At 74.2% G+C, this 14,862-nt stretch carries 13 protein-coding genes; 5 read left to right on the top strand and 8 right to left on the bottom strand.

Features of this window, described 5'->3' with window-relative positions; genetic code table 11:
- Positions 1 to 681, top strand: a complete 681-nt coding sequence (locus ACN27A_RS27315) for a hypothetical protein (protein WP_421457404.1) — start codon at positions 1 to 3, stop codon at positions 679 to 681.
- A 121-nt stretch (positions 682 to 802) separates the two neighbouring features.
- Here ACN27A_RS27315 and ACN27A_RS27310 read toward each other — a convergent pair whose 3' ends face one another.
- Positions 803 to 2,035 (bottom strand): multidrug effflux MFS transporter, encoded by a 1,233-nt coding sequence (locus ACN27A_RS27310; protein WP_421457403.1) that lies wholly within the window; start codon positions 2,033 to 2,035, stop codon positions 803 to 805.
- A gap of 133 nt (positions 2,036 to 2,168) precedes the next feature.
- On the opposite strand from ACN27A_RS27310, the gene ACN27A_RS27305 reads away from it, so the two are divergent.
- Positions 2,169 to 2,558 (top strand): MarR family winged helix-turn-helix transcriptional regulator, encoded by a 390-nt coding sequence (locus ACN27A_RS27305; protein WP_421458624.1) that lies wholly within the window; start codon positions 2,169 to 2,171, stop codon positions 2,556 to 2,558.
- Positions 2,559 to 2,648: 90 nt separating this feature from the next.
- The gene (locus tag ACN27A_RS27300; protein WP_421457402.1) at positions 2,649 to 3,125 is read left to right on the top strand and encodes a VOC family protein; all 477 of its coding nucleotides are present in this window, start codon (positions 2,649 to 2,651) and stop codon (positions 3,123 to 3,125) included.
- A gap of 4 nt (positions 3,126 to 3,129) precedes the next feature.
- On the opposite strand, the gene ACN27A_RS27295 is transcribed toward ACN27A_RS27300, so the two are convergent.
- The 4 genes from ACN27A_RS27295 to ACN27A_RS27280 form a co-directional block, all read right to left on the bottom strand.
- On the bottom strand, positions 3,130 to 3,618 hold the full coding sequence (locus ACN27A_RS27295; protein WP_421457401.1) for a WapI family immunity protein: 489 nt from the start codon (positions 3,616 to 3,618) through the stop codon (positions 3,130 to 3,132).
- A 94-nt stretch (positions 3,619 to 3,712) separates the two neighbouring features.
- Positions 3,713 to 4,123, bottom strand: a complete 411-nt coding sequence (gene yidD / locus ACN27A_RS27290) for a membrane protein insertion efficiency factor YidD (RefSeq protein ID WP_421457400.1) — start codon at positions 4,121 to 4,123, stop codon at positions 3,713 to 3,715.
- 124 nt (positions 4,124 to 4,247) lie between these two features.
- Positions 4,248 to 5,393, bottom strand: a complete 1,146-nt coding sequence (locus tag ACN27A_RS27285; RefSeq protein WP_421457399.1) for a hypothetical protein — start codon at positions 5,391 to 5,393, stop codon at positions 4,248 to 4,250.
- Between the two features lie 368 nt (positions 5,394 to 5,761).
- Positions 5,762 to 8,140, bottom strand: a complete 2,379-nt coding sequence (locus ACN27A_RS27280; RefSeq protein WP_421457398.1) for an acylase — start codon at positions 8,138 to 8,140, stop codon at positions 5,762 to 5,764.
- A gap of 172 nt (positions 8,141 to 8,312) precedes the next feature.
- On the opposite strand from ACN27A_RS27280, the gene ACN27A_RS27275 reads away from it, so the two are divergent.
- Positions 8,313 to 9,854 carry a gluconokinase gene (locus ACN27A_RS27275; RefSeq protein WP_421457397.1) on the top strand — a complete coding sequence of 514 codons (1,542 nt, stop codon included), beginning with the start codon at positions 8,313 to 8,315 and terminating at the stop codon, positions 9,852 to 9,854.
- Positions 9,855 to 10,199: 345 nt separating this feature from the next.
- A complete protein-coding gene (locus ACN27A_RS27270; RefSeq protein ID WP_421457396.1) occupies positions 10,200 to 11,309 on the top strand; it encodes a serine hydrolase in 1,110 nt (369 codons plus the stop codon).
- Positions 11,310 to 11,325: 16 nt separating this feature from the next.
- Here ACN27A_RS27270 and ACN27A_RS27265 read toward each other — a convergent pair whose 3' ends face one another.
- From ACN27A_RS27265 to ACN27A_RS27255, 3 genes are all read right to left on the bottom strand, one after another.
- Positions 11,326 to 11,610, bottom strand: coding sequence for a putative quinol monooxygenase (locus ACN27A_RS27265; protein WP_132233662.1), 285 nt, complete (start codon positions 11,608 to 11,610; stop codon positions 11,326 to 11,328).
- A gap of 26 nt (positions 11,611 to 11,636) precedes the next feature.
- On the bottom strand, positions 11,637 to 12,395 hold the full coding sequence (locus ACN27A_RS27260; RefSeq protein ID WP_421457395.1) for a MerR family transcriptional regulator: 759 nt from the start codon (positions 12,393 to 12,395) through the stop codon (positions 11,637 to 11,639).
- Between the two features lie 173 nt (positions 12,396 to 12,568).
- Complete coding sequence (locus ACN27A_RS27255; protein ID WP_421457394.1) at positions 12,569 to 14,776, bottom strand: trypsin-like serine protease; 2,208 nt, start codon at positions 14,774 to 14,776, stop codon at positions 12,569 to 12,571.
- Positions 14,777 to 14,862: the final 86 nt, after the last annotated feature.

The following is a 14,862-nucleotide window of genomic DNA, read 5'->3' as shown; positions in this document are numbered from 1 at the left end:
GTGGACACACAGGTGTGGATCGAGGCGCTGCGGCGCCATGTGCTTCCGGCCTTGGGCGACGGGTGGGAACTCGCCGGCGACTCGCTCGTGCACACCCCGGTCGGCTGGACGGCGGCGCGGGTCGTGCCACAGCCCTCGCAGTACGGGTCGGCGTTCTTCCTGCACGCGCAGGTGCAACTGCTGGCCGAGCCGGAGCCGGAGAGCTACACCTGCGGTTTCCGGCTGGGCCGCTGGGAGGCGCCGGGCACCCCCGCCGCCTACGCGCCGATCGCGGCGCAGGTGGTCGACGCGATCGTCTCCCGTGCCGTGCCGTTCTTCGACCGCTACGGCTCGCTCGACGGCTACCTGTCGCACCTGAAGGAACGCTCGGCCGACCTCGACCCGGGGCAGGAGTGGATCGACGTCCTGCTCGACGAGGAACTGACCTATGTCCACCTGCTGCTGGGTGACCTGCCTGCCGCCGAGGTGGCCGCCGCGTACGCCGGGCGTGCCGCCGAGCGCAACCGCGAGGATCCGCACCCCCTGGACTGGGTCGAGGAGGCCGCCGGACGGGTCTCCCGGGTCATCGCGGCGGCGCGCCGCGACCCGGCCGAGGCACGGGAGATGCTCGCGGGGCACGCCCGCGCGAACGCCGACGAGCTTTGGCTGGCCGGCAGAGCGACGCCGGTCCTGAGCCGGTAGCCAGCCCGCCCCGTCCTCGCCGTCCCGGCGGAACTCTTGCCGCGCCCCGGCGCGACGAGGACACCGACCCGCGATCCCCCGGGGCTCACCCCGTGCGCCGACGGCGGAGGGCGGCTGGCCGTCAGGGGCGGCGGGTGCGGGCGAGGGTGCCGACGACGGCGAGGGAGGCGACCGCCGCCCCGGCGAGCACCACGGCCATCGGCACGGCGCTGCCCTCGCCGCCCAGCCCGACCAGCGGCGCGGCCATCGCCCCCACCAGCGACTGGATGGTGCCGAGCAGGGCGGCGGCCGTGCCGGCGTGGGCGGGGTGCCGGTCCAGGGCGAGCGCGGTGCCGTTCGGCATCACCATGCCGAGGGATCCCATGAAGACGAAGAGCGCCACCGCCACCAGCGGCAGGCTGCCGAGCAGCGCGCCAGCGAGCAGGACGGCGGCGGCCAGCAGCCCCACGCCCAGCGGGCGCAGCAGCAGGGTGCGGGGCGCGAAGCGGTCCAGCAGGCGGGCGTTGAGCTGGCCGGCGGCGACCAGGGCGAGCGCGTTGACGCCGAAGATGAGGCTGAACGCGCCGGCCGAGACGCCGAAGACGTCCTGGAAGACGAAGGACGACCCGGAGATGTAGGCGAAGAGCGCGGCGAAGGCGAGGCCCTGCGCCAGCGCGTACCCGAGGAAGATCCGGTCGGTGAAGAGCGAGCGGCCGGCGGCGGCCGTGGCGGCGAGGCCGCCGGTGCTGCGCCGCGCGGCGGGCAGCGTCTCCGGCAGCCGCCACGCGACGGCGGCGGCGAGCAGCGCGCCGATCACGGCGAGGGCGACGAAGACGGTACGCCAGTCCCCGAAGCGCAGCACCAGGCTGCCGAAGGCGGGCGCGGCCATCGGGGCGACGCCGAAGACCAGGGTGAGCCGGGAGAAGTACTTGGCGGCCTCGCGGCCGGCGTAGAGGTCTCGCACGACGGCGCGGGCCACCACGACGCCCATGCCGCCGGCGAAGCCCTGCGCGAGCCGCGCGGCGGCCAGGGTCTCGGCCGACGGCACGGCCGCGCACACCAACGACAGCAGGGTGTACGCGGCGACGCCCACCAGCACGGGCCGGCGCCGCCCGAAGCGGTCGCTGAGCGGGCCGGTGACGAGCTGGCCGAGCGCCATGCCGACGAGGCAGGTGGTCAGCGAGAGCTGGATCTGCGCCTGGCTGGCGGACAGGTCGCGGGTCATCTCCGGGAACGCCGGCAGGTAGGTGTCCAGGGAGAGCGGCCCGAACGCGGTGAGCGTGCCGAGCAGCACCAGCAGCACGACGGCGGCCCGCCCGGTGGGCGCGGCGACGCGCTCGCCCGCTGTTACGGGCGGCGCGGTGGCGTGCGACATGGCGGTCCCCTCACTGACGGCTCGGCCCGGCTACGATAGCTCTGACTACAGAGCTATTGCGCCGACGAAGGGCCTGACTGTGACGGACGAGACGGTCGACCAGCTCGGCGGAGCGCTCGGCGACCTGCACAGGATGCTGCGCCGGACCGCCACCCAGCGGGTCGGCCGCACCGCCCTGCCGGACGCCCAGGTGGAGGTGCTGCGCCTCGTGCAGCGGCACCCGGGGATCGGCGTCCGCGAGGCCGCCGAACGGCTCGGCACCGCGCCGAACACGGTCAGCACCCTCGTCGGCGAGCTGACCACCGCCGGGCTGCTGCACCGGGAGCGGGACCCGGCCGACCGGCGCACGATCCGGCTGGAGCTGACCGACGCGGCACGGGAGCGGATGGTCGCGTACGGGCGGCACCGGCGCGACCTGCTCGCCGCCGCGCTGGCCGAGCTGGACGCCCCGGACCGCGAGACGCTGCTCGCCGCCGCCCCGGCGCTGCGCCGCCTCGCCGACCGGATGACGGGACGGGGCTGAGCCACCGGAGCCGGAACGGCCGGCGGCTTCGACGCTCCGGACGTGACTCACCATCGGAGCCCGGGCCGCGGCTCCGACGCTACGGTGGCGGTGAGCGGTTTCGGGTCGCACGTGGAGGGTCGTCGGGTGATGGAGCAGCGGATCAGCCTCGTGACGCTCGGCGTCGCCGACGTGGCCCGGGCACGCGCCTTCTACGAGCGGCTCGGCTGGCGCGGCCAGGAGGTCGAGGAGACCGTCTTCTTCCAGGCGGGTGGCTTGGCCCTGGCGCTGTGGAGCCGGGAGAAGCTGGCCGCCGACGCGGGCGTGCCCGACCGGGGCGCGGGCGGGTTCGGCGGGACGACGCTGGCGCAGAACGTCCGCTCCCGGGGCGAGGTCGACGAGCTGCTGACGGCGGCGGCCGACGCCGGGGCCGAGGTGACCGTGCCGGCACGCGAGACCTTCTACGGCGGCTACGCCGGCTGCTTCGCCGACCCCGACGGGCATGTCTGGGAGATCGCCTGGAACCCGGGCTTCCCCCTCGGCCCGGACGGCTCACTCACCGTCCCCGACCTCACTCCGCCGGACTGAGCGGTCAGGAGGCGACGCGGCGGGGGTACCCGTCGGTTTCGCGCGCCCACTGCTCGGCGGCCACGGAGAGGGCGTCGGCGGAGACGGTGAGCGTCAACGGGTAGACCGCGCCGAGCGGCTGCCGCCGCATCCAGGGCGGCAGCGACTCGTACGAGAACTCGACGGTCAGCGCCAGCCGCCGCCGGCGCAGCACCCGGGTGCGGAAGGCCAGGTTCGGCTCGGTGAAGCGGGCCACCGCGAGGGGCTCCGCCGGGTCACCTGTCGTCTCCGCCTGCTGCCGCAGCCAGCCCGCCAGCGCGTACGCCTCGGCCACCGTCAGGCAGGGTTCGAGGTGCGACCAGGCCTGCCCGTCGGCGGTGCGGGCGTCGGTCTCGACGAGCAGCCAGTCGTCCCAGTCCGCCGCCTCGTCCGGGTCGTCCGGCGGCTCGACCCCGGGCTGATAGCCCACCGGCCGGATCCTCACCCGGGCACCGTCGTCGGAGCGGATCTCCATCCTGTCATCATGACCGATCCCGAGGCGTCGATGGGGGCATCTCCGCAGCTCAGGACACCCCGGCGGACAGCGGTCCGGGGCGCCGGCGCCCCGGTCAGCGCACCGGGTCGTGGGTGCCGCACGGCACGTCGGGCCGGCAGCGGCGCACCCGGTCGGCCGCCATCCGCCCGCCGACGGCCAGCCCGTGGCGCTCCACGGCGGCGAGCCCGTACGCGCTGCACGTCGGGGTGAAGCGGCACTGCCCGGGCCAGCGGGGCGACAGCCACCGCCGGTAGCCGAGGATGGCGGCCCGCCCGGCCCGGTCCACCAGCGGCCCGCGCCCGGCGGCGACGGTCGGCGGTGCCGGGGCCCGGCCGGGCGACACGAGCCGGGCGCCCAACGCGCCCAGGGTCAGCAGGGTGGAGAAGAGCCCCAGGTCGCAGCAGGGGATGTCGCAGTTGCAGGCGTCGCAGTTGTCGAAACGGCTCTTCTTCTTGCGACGCTGGTTGCTCGGGAGGTAGATCACGGGAACATCATGCGACTTCCGCGCCACCCCGAATTCCTCGGATGGCGTGCCGTCGCCCCGGTGGTGGCCGGCCCGGTGGTGGCCGGCCCGGTGGTGGCCGGCCCGGTGGTGGCCGGCCCGGTGGTCAGCGCCAGACCGTGCGGCGCACGCCCTCGTGCCCGGCGCATGCGTCGCGCCGCCCGCCGGTGAGGCTGACCGAGCCGTCGCCGCACTGCACCAGGTGGCCCCGGCCGGCCCAGAACTCGGGTACGCAGTCGAACCAGTCGCAGATTTCGACGGCCGGCCTGCGGATGCGCTCGCCGCCGCAGAAGTCGTACCCCATGGGATTGGTCGGGGCGCCGCAGAGCCGCTCGCGGGCGGGCGTCGGCGTGGGTGCGGTGGTGCCACGTCGCGGTTTCGACGCGGCGGGCGGCACCTTCGCCTGCGCGGCCGGGAGGGCGACCGGCGGGGCGACGAAGGTCGGCGCGGGGGTCGCGGCGACGGCGACCTCCGAGCCGGTCGGGTCGGCGGGATCGGTGTCCAGCAGGGCGGCGGGCACCAGCAGGGCGATGCCTGCGGCGACGGCCACGGTGCGCCGGCCGCCGGGCACGAACGCGAAGGGCTGGGCCTGCGCCGGGGTCGCGATCTGCGGCCGGAACGGCTTGAGCTGCGCGTGCTCGGCGATCGCCTCGTCGAGCTGGTCGAGCACCGCGCCGCGCTGCTCGATGGCGTCGGCGAAGGCCAGGGTCAGCTTGAACCGGAAGTCGGCGGCGACGTCCGCCGGGAGCATCAGGCCGGAGGTGCGCCGCCGGTCCAGCACCTGCATGAGGGTGACCGGCGCGTGCGGGTCGTGGGCCAGGCCGGTCATCCTCCCGTACGCCCAGTCGCGCCGGCCGCGACCGCCGAGCAGCACCAGCCGGCGGTTGGTGATCACCGCCATGCCGGCGTCGGCGACCCGGACGCCGTCCGGCCTGCGGGGCCGCGGCGGCGCGGCCGCCGGGGCGACCGTCAGGTCGGGCGCGGGCAGCACGGTGGCGTGTCGCACCTCCACCAGCTGCGCGGCCGGCAGCACCCAGAACACCACCTCGTCGGGCGCGAGCTCCAGCGCCAGGCCGGCGCCCGCCGCGGCCGAGCCCTGGAACTCCTCGGCGAGGGTACGCAGGCGGCGCAGTTCGTCGTCGCGTCTTCGCCATGCCTTGTCGGCGCTGCGGAACTCCCGCCGCCGCCGTTCGTTCTGCCGGTGCACCCACCGGTACCGCCACGTGGAACCCGTCGAATCAGTCCTTGCCATGCCGACTCCTTCGCCGCGCAGGCCACCAACCGGGGTGTCACAACCGTCAACGGTGACAACGGCCGACGGGGACACGCCGCAACGGGCAAAATGGCCGAACGACGGGCGAAAACGGGCGATAGGTGGATTTCGTCGAGTCGATTCGCGTCGCCGGGCGTGTCCGGCACCGTCCCCACCCCACCCCACCGGACACCGCCACGGACGGTCGGTGGGCGACCGGGCGGAAATCTTGGCACGAGAGGGGCCCCTGGAGGGGCTGCTTGTTGCCAAGATCTGAAAGGTGGCCAGCGCGCGGACGCGAGACGCAGCCGTGAACGCGGTCGCGCCCGCCCGGTCGCGGTGACCGGACGGGCGCGACCGATCGCGGGTCAGTGGCGGCGGCCCTCCCCCACCCGGTAGGTGCGCAGGTTCGGGTCGGCCTTGATCTGCGCCTCCGTGTATTTGATCGTGTCCCAGCCCTTGCCCGAGTAGAGGCGGGTCTGGTCGCCGTACCAGGGCGAGTTCGGGTTGCTCGACTGCGAATAGGTGAGGATCTGCCGCCCCGAGGGGCCGTTGCGGCCCAGCTCGACGGCCATCACGAAGGACGAGCCGTGCACCACCTTCGGGTAGCCGACGCCCGGCGCCAACGGACCGATGATCATGTTGAAGACGCCGGCCTCGGCGCGTCCGCCGTGGATCGGGATGCGCCGGTCGCCGCGCGGCTCGGTCTGGATGTCGCCCAGGCGCGCGTCGAGCGGGATGCCGGCGAGCTTACGGACGGCGTCGGCGAGCGCGGTGAGCACGCGCGGGTCGGCGGTGTTGAGCCGGCTCGGGGTGCCCACCGGGTCGGCGGCGTCGAACGCGTCGGCGAACCGGATGCCGCCCGACAGGGCGAACTCGGTGAACAGGTGCGCGCCGCGGCTGTCCAGGTCGACGCGCAGGTCCCAGCCCTTCAGCGCCGCGCAGGCCCCGCGCAGGTCGACAGTGGTCCCGTCGGAGGCGGTCGCGGTGGGCTGCGCGGCGCACAACGCCACCAGGTCGTCGCGCAGCAGTTCGCCGCCGTACGCGCGGTTGCCGAAGACCGTCTGCCAGAGCCGGGACGTGGTGTAGCCCCGCCCCGGCAGCCCGTCGGTGCCGGCGAGCCGCTCCCGCACCTGCTCCACGCCGAGGCGCGTACGCAGGCTGCGCTCGGTGCGCTCGTTGCCGACGATGCGCGGGAAGCCCTCCAGCGGCGCCTCCGGGTTGGCCAGCCAGTGGCTGTCGTTGGAGTTGGTCACGTAGTCGGCGCGGAACCGGATCGGCAGGTTGGCCGGGCCGAGGATGCCGGGCACCGCCGCGTCGCGGTCGCGGCCCAGCGCACAGGCCGACCGGGAGCCGTCGAGGACGGCCTGGCCGCTGCTCGCGTAGAGCGGCTGGAACGGCGCGGGAATGCAGGCGGCGGCCAGCTCGTCGGTGACCCGGGGCACCACCGAGTGGTCGGCGTAGAGCGCCTCGCCACGGGCGTCGGCGGCGATCACGTTCACCCAGGGCAGGAACTGGTGCCGGTCGAGGACCTGCTTCAGCTCACGGACCGTCTTCGCCCGGCCCATCTCGAGCCAGCCGTCGAACGCCCGGTTGTTCGTCGCGTTGACGTCGGTGATCGCGTACGCGGCGGTGGTGGTCCAGTCGAAGGTGCCGGGGACGACGACCACCGGACCGAAGTGGGTGTCGTGGAAGGTGCGGCTGACCGGCACGGTGCCGCCACCCGGGGCGGGCACCTGGATGGTGACCGTGCGGGTGGTCATCTTCCGGGCCCGGCCGTCCACGTAGTACGACGTGGGGTCGCCGGGGACCAGCGCGAGCCGGTGCCAGACGAAGCGGCGGGCGGTGGAGACGGTGTGGCTCCAGGCGAGCGTGCGGTTGTGCCCGATCTCGATGATCGGGTCGCCGATGAGCGCCGCGCCCTCGACGTCGTAGCGGCCCGGGACCTTCAGGTGCATCCGGTAGAAGCGCTCCGCGCCCTCCCACGGGAAGTGCGGGTTGGCCAGCACCATCCCGCCGCCGTGCGTGGTGGCCCGCGCGCCCAGCCCGTACGCGTTGCTGCCGACGCCGGCAGGCGCGCCGTCACGGGCGGCGACGACCGCCGCGGCGCCCGGCGCGTCGAGGGCGGCGGCCGGACCGGTGGCCGTGGGCGGGGCGGCGGCGACGATCCCGTCGAGCACCGCCCGCGAGCCGGCCCGCACCATGCTGGCCCAGCTCGCGCGCCACATGTCCAGCTCGGTCAGCGGACGCACCCACGGCTTGCCCCGGCAGGCCGGGTCGGTGAGGTTCGCCGCGCCCGTGCGGCGCAGATAGCTGTTGTAGCCGGCGACGAAGCCGCGGATCTGGTCACGGACCTCGTCGGACGGCGAGTGCACGCCGTCGCGGGGCCCCTGCAGCAGCCGCTCGGCGGTGCGGTCGTCGATCGCCTTGCGGTAGAACAGGTCGCTGCGGACGTTCGCGTCCGTGGGGCCCGTCGCTCCGAAGTAGCGGGACCGCTCGGCGTTGACCGTGACGGTCTTCTCCGCGATGACGCAGATGTTGTCCTCGGCCTGGACGTGGCCGACGCCGAAGCCGAGGCTGGCGAAGGTGCGGGCGGTGATGTGCGGGACGCCGTACGACGCCCGACGGATCTCCGCCGAGTAGCCGCCGTCGTGGTGCCGCGCGGCGGCCGGCGGGACGCCGGCGACCGCTGTGGTGGCGACCGTGGCGAGGGCGGTGACCAGTGCGCAGAGCGGCCTTGGCCTCATCGGGACTTCCTCCCGTCCGGTGGACGTGTGAGAAGTTCACACGACCGGCATTCTCGCCGGGCGCGGGCGTGCCGAGGAAGACCCGACCGGGAAACCGGGTTGTTCCCCCTACGGACCCCCCGGACGCTGGGTAACGTCGGCGGCAGCCAGGGCCGACGAGGGGGTGGGACCGGTGGGCGACCCGCTCCGCCCGGTGGTGATCGGCGTCGACATCGGCACGACCAGCACCAAGGCGGTCGCGTACGACCTGGACGGCGCCCAGCTCGCCCACCACTCGGTCGGCTACCCCCTCGACGAACCCTTCCCCGGCTACGCGGAGCAGGACGCGCGGCACATCCACGCGGCGGTGCTGGAGTCGGTGCGCGTGGTCGTGGCGGAGCTGGACCGGCCGGTCGCCGGGCTCTCCTTCGGCACGGCGATGCACAGCCTGATCGGCCTGGACGCGGACGGCCGCCCGCTCACCCCGTCGGTCACCTGGGCCGACTCGCGGGCCAGCCGGCAGGCCGAGCGGCTGCGCGCGGTCCCGTCCGGGCTGGCGCTGCACCGCCGCACCGGCACCCCGGTGCACCCGATGGCACCGCTGCCCAAGCTGCTCTGGTTCGCCGAGCAGGAGCCGGTGCTGTTCGGGCGGGCGGCGTACTGGGTGGGCATCAAGGACTGGGTGCTGCTGCGGCTGTGCGACGCGCTGGTGACCGACCACTCGGTCGCCTCCGCCACCGGCCTGATGGACATGCACCAGCTCTCCTGGGACGAAGAGGCGCTCGGCGTCGCCGGGATCACCGCGGAGCAGTTGCCGGAGCTGGTCCCCACCACCACCGTGCTGCCCGGCCTCACCGCCGAGGCCGCCGCGGCGACCGGTCTGCCCCGGGACACGAAGGTGGTCGTCGGCGCCGGGGACGGCCCGCTGGCCAACCTCGGGCTCGGCGCGGTCGCCCCGGGCGTGATGGCCTGCACGATCGGCACCAGCGGCGCGATGCGGGTGATGGTGGAGCGCCCCGGCGTCGACCCGCTCGGCGGGGTGTTCTGCTACGCGCTGACCGAGCAACGCTGGGTGGTCGGCGGGGCGATCAACAACGGCGGCGTCGTGCTGGAGTGGACCGGCGACGCGCTCGCCCCGGAGCTGGGCGAGGACGCCGAGGAGGAGCTGCTGGCGCAGGCCGCGCGGGCGCCGGTCGGCTCCGGCGGTCTGATCATGCTGCCGTACCTGCTCAGCGAGCGCGCCCCGCACTGGAGCGCGCTGCCGCGCGGCGCGTACGTGGGGCTGACCAACGGGCACCGCCGGGCGCACCTGGTGCGGGCCGCGCTGGAGGGCGTCTGCCAGCAGTTGGCGCTGGTGCTGGCCTCGGTGCGGGCCGCCGGCAACGAGGTCCGGGAGATTCGCGCCAGCGGCGGCTTCGCGCGCAGCCCGCTGTGGCGGCAGATGCTGGCCGACGTGCTCGGCGTGCCGGTGCACTTCCCCGCCACGCGGGAGGGCTCCGGCTTCGGCGCGGCGCTGCTCGGCATGGAGGCGCTGGGGCTGATCCCCTCCATCGAGGTCGCCGCCCACCTGGTGCGCATCGAGGAGACGGCACGCCCGGATCCGGCCGCCGCCGCCACCTACGCCGCCCTGCTGCCGCTCTTCGCCGGGCTCTACGACGCGCTGGTTCCCACGTTCACCTCGCTGCGCCGCCTCGCCCCGGGCCTGACCCCGGCACCGGCACCGCCGAAGCGGTAGGGGCGCCGCCTCGCCCGGGGCCCGTCGCCGGCACCCGGTGCCGGCACCGCCGAAGTGGTAGGGCGCCGCCTCGCTCCGGGGCCTGCCGCCGGCACCGGCGTCGCCGACCGCCGTGGGGCGCCGCCCGGACGGGTGACGCCACCGGAGGCAGGCACGCCCACGAGATCAGTGTCCATATGGTGCAAACGTGAGCAAAGCAGACAAGAGGCGTTCGTCTTCCCGGTGGACGGCTGTCCGCGTACCGCTGGCGGTCGTCACGGCGCTGACGCTGGCGGCGGACCCCGCGGCGGCGGACGGCGGCGGACCGGGGCCCGGGCCCGAGCGACCCCCGGCCGCCTCGGCGGCGTGGCTGGCCTTCCCGGCGGGGTCTTCTCGGTGGACACCCGCACGCGCACGGTGCGCTACCGGGCGTGCGACGGCGACACCGGCCGGGCGTCCGACCCGGACATGCGGATCACCGGCCGGGCCGCGCGCGGCACGCTGGTCGTCGACGGCACGGCGTACGCCTACGACGTCCCGCTGGTCGGCCGCCGGTGGGGCACCCTGGAGGTGCTCCGCCCCGGCGACCGGCCGCAGCGGCGGACCGGCCCGGTGGTCACCGATCCCCCGCCGCCCACCGACCCGGTCGCCGGCCGCCGCCTGCTGCCGCTGACCGACCGGCTCCGGCAGGTGGTGGACGCCTCGGCCGGCACCAACCCGGCCGGCGTCACCGTCCGCGACCTCTCCGGCCGGTACGGCGGCCAGCAGATCGCGGTCGACGGCACGTTCCGCCCCAAGGCGGCCAGCGTGATCAAGCTGTGGATCCTCGTGGAGCTGCTGCGTCGGGTCGACTGCGGCCAGGTGTCGCTGGACGAGGGCGTGCTGGTCACCCCGGCCGACGTGGTCGACGGCACGGGCGAGCTCCAGCACGAGACGTTCCCGCAGGTGGTGAGCCTGCACCGGCTCGCCGAGTACACGATCGTCTACAGCGACAACACGGCCGCGAACGTGCTGATCGACCACCTGCGCGGGTTCGGGCCCGTCAACGCGCTCGCCGACTCGATGAACCAGTGGCAGACCCTCCTGGGCCGCAAGTTCCTCGACGAGGACGCCGCCCGGCGCGGCGAGGAGAACTACACCAGCCCGGACGACGTCGTCTCGCTGCTGGGCGCGGTCTGGGACGCGCAGATCCTCACCCCCGCCTCCCGGGACCTGCTGGTCGACTTCATGCGGCGGCAGACCCTGAACACCAAGATCCCCGCCGCACTGCCGCCCGGCGTGCCGGTCGCCCACAAGACCGGCGACCTGCCGGACGCCTCCCACGACGTGGGCTACTACCTGATCCCCGGCTCCGAGGTCGCGGTCGCGTTCCTCACCTCCGGCCCGATCGCCACCGGCGACGAGGTGGTCCGTCGCCTCGCCCGCACCGTCTACGACCACCTGGTCGCCCCCGCCGGGGCCGGCCGGACGCCGTGACGCCCGGCCGGCCCCGTCAGGGGGCCTCGACCCCGGAGATCAGGTAGCGGTGCACCTCCGCGCCGCGGATCGCCACCGCCTGCTCGGTCGACGGGCCGGAGCCCCGGAAGTCGAGCAGCTGCTCCTCGGACTCCCAGCGCTCGTAGACGTTGATCCGCCCCGGCTCGACCAGGTCCGCGCCGATCGCGAAGTCGACGCAGCCCGGCGCGGACCGCGCCTGCCGGACGACCTCCACGCAGTCGGCCAGGTAGGCGTCCCGCTGGTCCGGGTCGACGTAGAGACTGCCGGCGACGATGAACACTGCTGACCTCCGGGTACGGCCGCGCGTCAGGCGCGGGTGATGGCGTTGGCGTGGATGGCCTCGCCCAGGTACGCGGCCATCCCCGGCCTGATCGTCTCGAAGTACGCGGTGAACCGCTCGTCCGACACGTACATGTCGGCGAGACAGGTGTGCAGCTCGAACGGGCAGTCGTAGAACCAGCGGCTGATGAGCTGCCGGTGCTCCTCGGCCAGGTCCATGGCCGCCGGCCCGTCCGCGGGCGCCCCGGAGGCCATCACCTCGACGAACCGTCGCGCCCAGTCCTCGTTCTCGGCCTTGTTCCGCAGCCAGTCGTCCTTGGTGTAGCGGGCGACCCGCTCGTTCGACTGGCGGTACGCGTCGGTGTCGCCCCAGCGCTGCTCGACCTCCTCGGTGTGCGCGTCCGGGTCGAAGTCGCCGAAGACCTCGAACCGCTCCTGCGGGGTGAGTGGGATGTTCAACTTGCTCGCCTCCATCGCGAACTCGATCGCCGCGACCATCTCCTGGAGCTTCCTGATCCGTACGGACAGCAGCTCGTGCTGGCGACGCAGGTGCGACGCCCGGTCACTCGCCGGGTCGTCGAGGATCGCGGCGATCTCCTCCAGCGGGAACCCCAGCTCCCGGTAGTAGCGGATGTGCTGCAACCGGTCCAGGTCGGCGTCGTCGTAGCGCCGGTAGCCGGTGCTGCTGCGGCCACTGGGCGAGAGCAGTCCGATCCCGTCGTAGTGGTGCAGCGTCCGCACGGTCACGCCGGCCGCCTTCGCGACCTGTCCCACCGTGTAGGCCATGGTTCCCTCCCTTCCGCCACCGAGGCTCCCGCCTGCCGTTACGTGAGGGTCAAGCCCGATTGTGCGACCCGCGCCACGTGGGCGGCGGGCGTTCGGCCGACGCCGCTTGAACGCGTGTGGGCCGCCCGGTCTCCGGGCGGCCCACACGGTCGGTGCGTCAGGTCGTCAGGGTCTCACCAACGCCGGGTGCTGTCCGGCCACGAGTCGTACGGGACGGCCGACAGGATCGGGTCCCATCCGCTGCTGGTGGTGCCAGTCGGCACGTAGGCGGTCACGTCGGTGCCGCTGCCGTTGAACGGACTGTTGTCCAGGTGACCGGTGACCACGCCGTTGGCGTCGCGCCGGTAGTAGTGGCCCCCGCCCGGGGAGAAGAGCGAGGTCATGTTGCCCCAGCCGGTGGTCACCAGGTCCGTGCGGTGCCACACGTTGCTGGCGTCGATGTCGTACGCCACCAGGATGGTGCCGGCCGTGGCGATCAGCCGGTTCTTGCCGGTGGCGCCCAGCGTGGGCAGGGTGAACCCGGAGGCCTGGGTGCCGTCGCTGTTGTAGACCGTCCAGCCGGGGAAGTCGCCCGGTCCCGGCTTGGCCTTGGTCAGCTTGTAGCGGCGCAGGAAGCCGCCGGCTGTTCCGTACAGACCGCCGTTGCCGTCGTAGACCAGCCGGTCGTGGCTCCACCCGCTGGTGGCGATCGGCGCGGACACGGTGAAGGCCAACGGCTCGTGGCTGGTGACGTCCACCCGGTAGAGGTGCGAGTTGGTGCCGGTCATCACGATGGTGTCCGAGTTGAGGGTGGCCATCGCCTTCGGGGTGAAGCCGAGGGTCTGCGCCGAGACCGTGCTGACCATCTTCGCCCCGGTCACCGGGTCGAGCGCGGTGTACGACAGGCGCCCGTCGGGATTGGTGCCGAAGACCGAGACGAGCCCGCTCCAGGGCCGGGCGGAGAGCATCACCTGGTTCCAACCGGAGGTGCTGACCGGGTCGGTGGGGAAGCTCTGGATGTCGGTGCCGCTGCCGTCGACGGGGTTGGCGTCGCGGTAGCGGTCCAGCCGGCCGGTGGAGCTGCGGGCGTAGTAGAGGCCGCCGCCGGGCGAGACGAGGTGCGTCGGGCCCGCCCAGCCCGTGGTGGCCAGCGCGCTGACCGCCCAGCCGCCCGGGCCGTCGCCGTAGACGCGGTAGGAGAGCAGCCGCCCGTCGGAGACCGTGCCGAGGATCCGTCCGGGGGCCGGCGAGGTGATGGTCTTCTGACCGAAGCCGGAGGAGACCGCCACCGTCCGGGTGAGGTCCGCGCCGGTCGGCTTGGCGCTGGTGACCGTACGCCGGTAGAGCTGGTTGGTGCTGCCATGGATGTAGTAGAGGGAGCCGTAGCCGTCGTACGTGATCCGGTCGTACGGCGACCAGCCGGCGGTGATGCTCGTCTTGTTGAAGGTCAGCGGGTTGTATCCGGTGACGTCGATCCGGTACATGGTGCCGCCGGTGTCGGTGATCAGGATCGTGTTCTCGTTCAGCGTCGCCATCGCCTTGGGCGTGAAGCCGAGGGTGGCCGTCGACTGCCGGTTGGCCCGCAGGTCGCCGGTGGCGGAGTCGATGACGCCGTAGGTGAGCTGCCCGCTGGCGAGGACGCCGAAGATCTGCACGTCGGCGAGCTGCTCGCGGACCCAGGGGCCGAGGTCGTCGACGCGGGTGGCGGTCGCGCCGTCGCGGGTCTCACTCTCGCCCAGGCAGCCCTTCTGCCAGGACGTGGCGGCGATGGCGACCAGCTCGACGGTGCCCGCGACGTCGCGGAACGCCGGGCCGCCTGCGTCGCCCTTGCAGAGAGTGGCGCCGGCCGACGCCCCGACCAGCCCGACGGACCCGCCGGTCACGTCCTGGACGGTGAAGGAACCCTGGTGCAGCCGATCCGGCACCCACTCGGTGGCGGTACGGCCGTAGCCGGTGACCCGCAGGGTCTCGGCGGCGGTCGGCGCGGCGGTGGCGAGCGCGACCGTGGGCACGCCGGTGGCCGGGGCGGAGAGCCGTGCCAGGGCGAGGTTGCGGTCGGGGTGGGGCACGACGTGGGTGACGCGGCGCTGAGCGCCGGACGTGGTCGTGAGGTCCGTGCGCCCCACGAGCGCGGTGGTCGTCCGGGCGGGCGCGCCGGTGACGAGCTGATTGCTGCCGTCGGCGAAGCAGGACTTCGCCGTCACCAGCCAGTTCGGATCGACGAGCGCGCCGGAGCAGGCCCGGACGTCACCGAAGACGATCTTGGCGTTGAAGAGGTAGCTGCCGTCCGGGACCGGATCGGCGGCGGCGATCGCCGAGGCGGAGCCGCCGCCCAGCAGCCCGGCTGCGAGGGTGGCGCCCAGCAGGGCGACGCCCCACCGGCGTGCACGACGAGATGACAAAGTGGATCCCCCGTGGGTCTAGGCGTCGTCCGGGTCGAACCGCGCTGCCCGGATCGAGCGCATGCTATCGACCCGGGTGCATGACG

Origin of the sequence: Micromonospora sp. WMMD737 (assembly GCF_049179055.1) — a bacterium.
Taxonomy (GTDB): Bacteria; Actinomycetota; Actinomycetes; order Mycobacteriales; family Micromonosporaceae; genus Micromonospora; species Micromonospora reichwaldensis.
The sequence above is the reverse complement of the archived record's forward strand: the minus strand, read 5'-3'. Positions and strand labels throughout refer to the sequence as shown.

Excerpts from the sequence above, each read along its gene's own strand:
- ACN27A_RS27310 (WP_421457403.1), bottom strand. The coding sequence starts at position 2,035 with ATGTCGCACGCCACCGCGCCGCCCGTAACAGCGGGCGAGCGCGTCGCC.
- ACN27A_RS27305 (WP_421458624.1), top strand. The coding sequence starts at position 2,169 with ATGCTGCGCCGGACCGCCACCCAGCGGGTCGGCCGCACCGCCCTGCCG.
- ACN27A_RS27295 (WP_421457401.1), bottom strand. The coding sequence starts at position 3,618 with ATGGAGATCCGCTCCGACGACGGTGCCCGGGTGAGGATCCGGCCGGTG.
- ACN27A_RS27285 (WP_421457399.1), bottom strand. The coding sequence starts at position 5,393 with ATGGCAAGGACTGATTCGACGGGTTCCACGTGGCGGTACCGGTGGGTG.
- ACN27A_RS27280 (WP_421457398.1), bottom strand. The coding sequence starts at position 8,140 with ATGAGGCCAAGGCCGCTCTGCGCACTGGTCACCGCCCTCGCCACGGTC.
- ACN27A_RS27260 (WP_421457395.1), bottom strand. The coding sequence starts at position 12,395 with ATGGCCTACACGGTGGGACAGGTCGCGAAGGCGGCCGGCGTGACCGTG.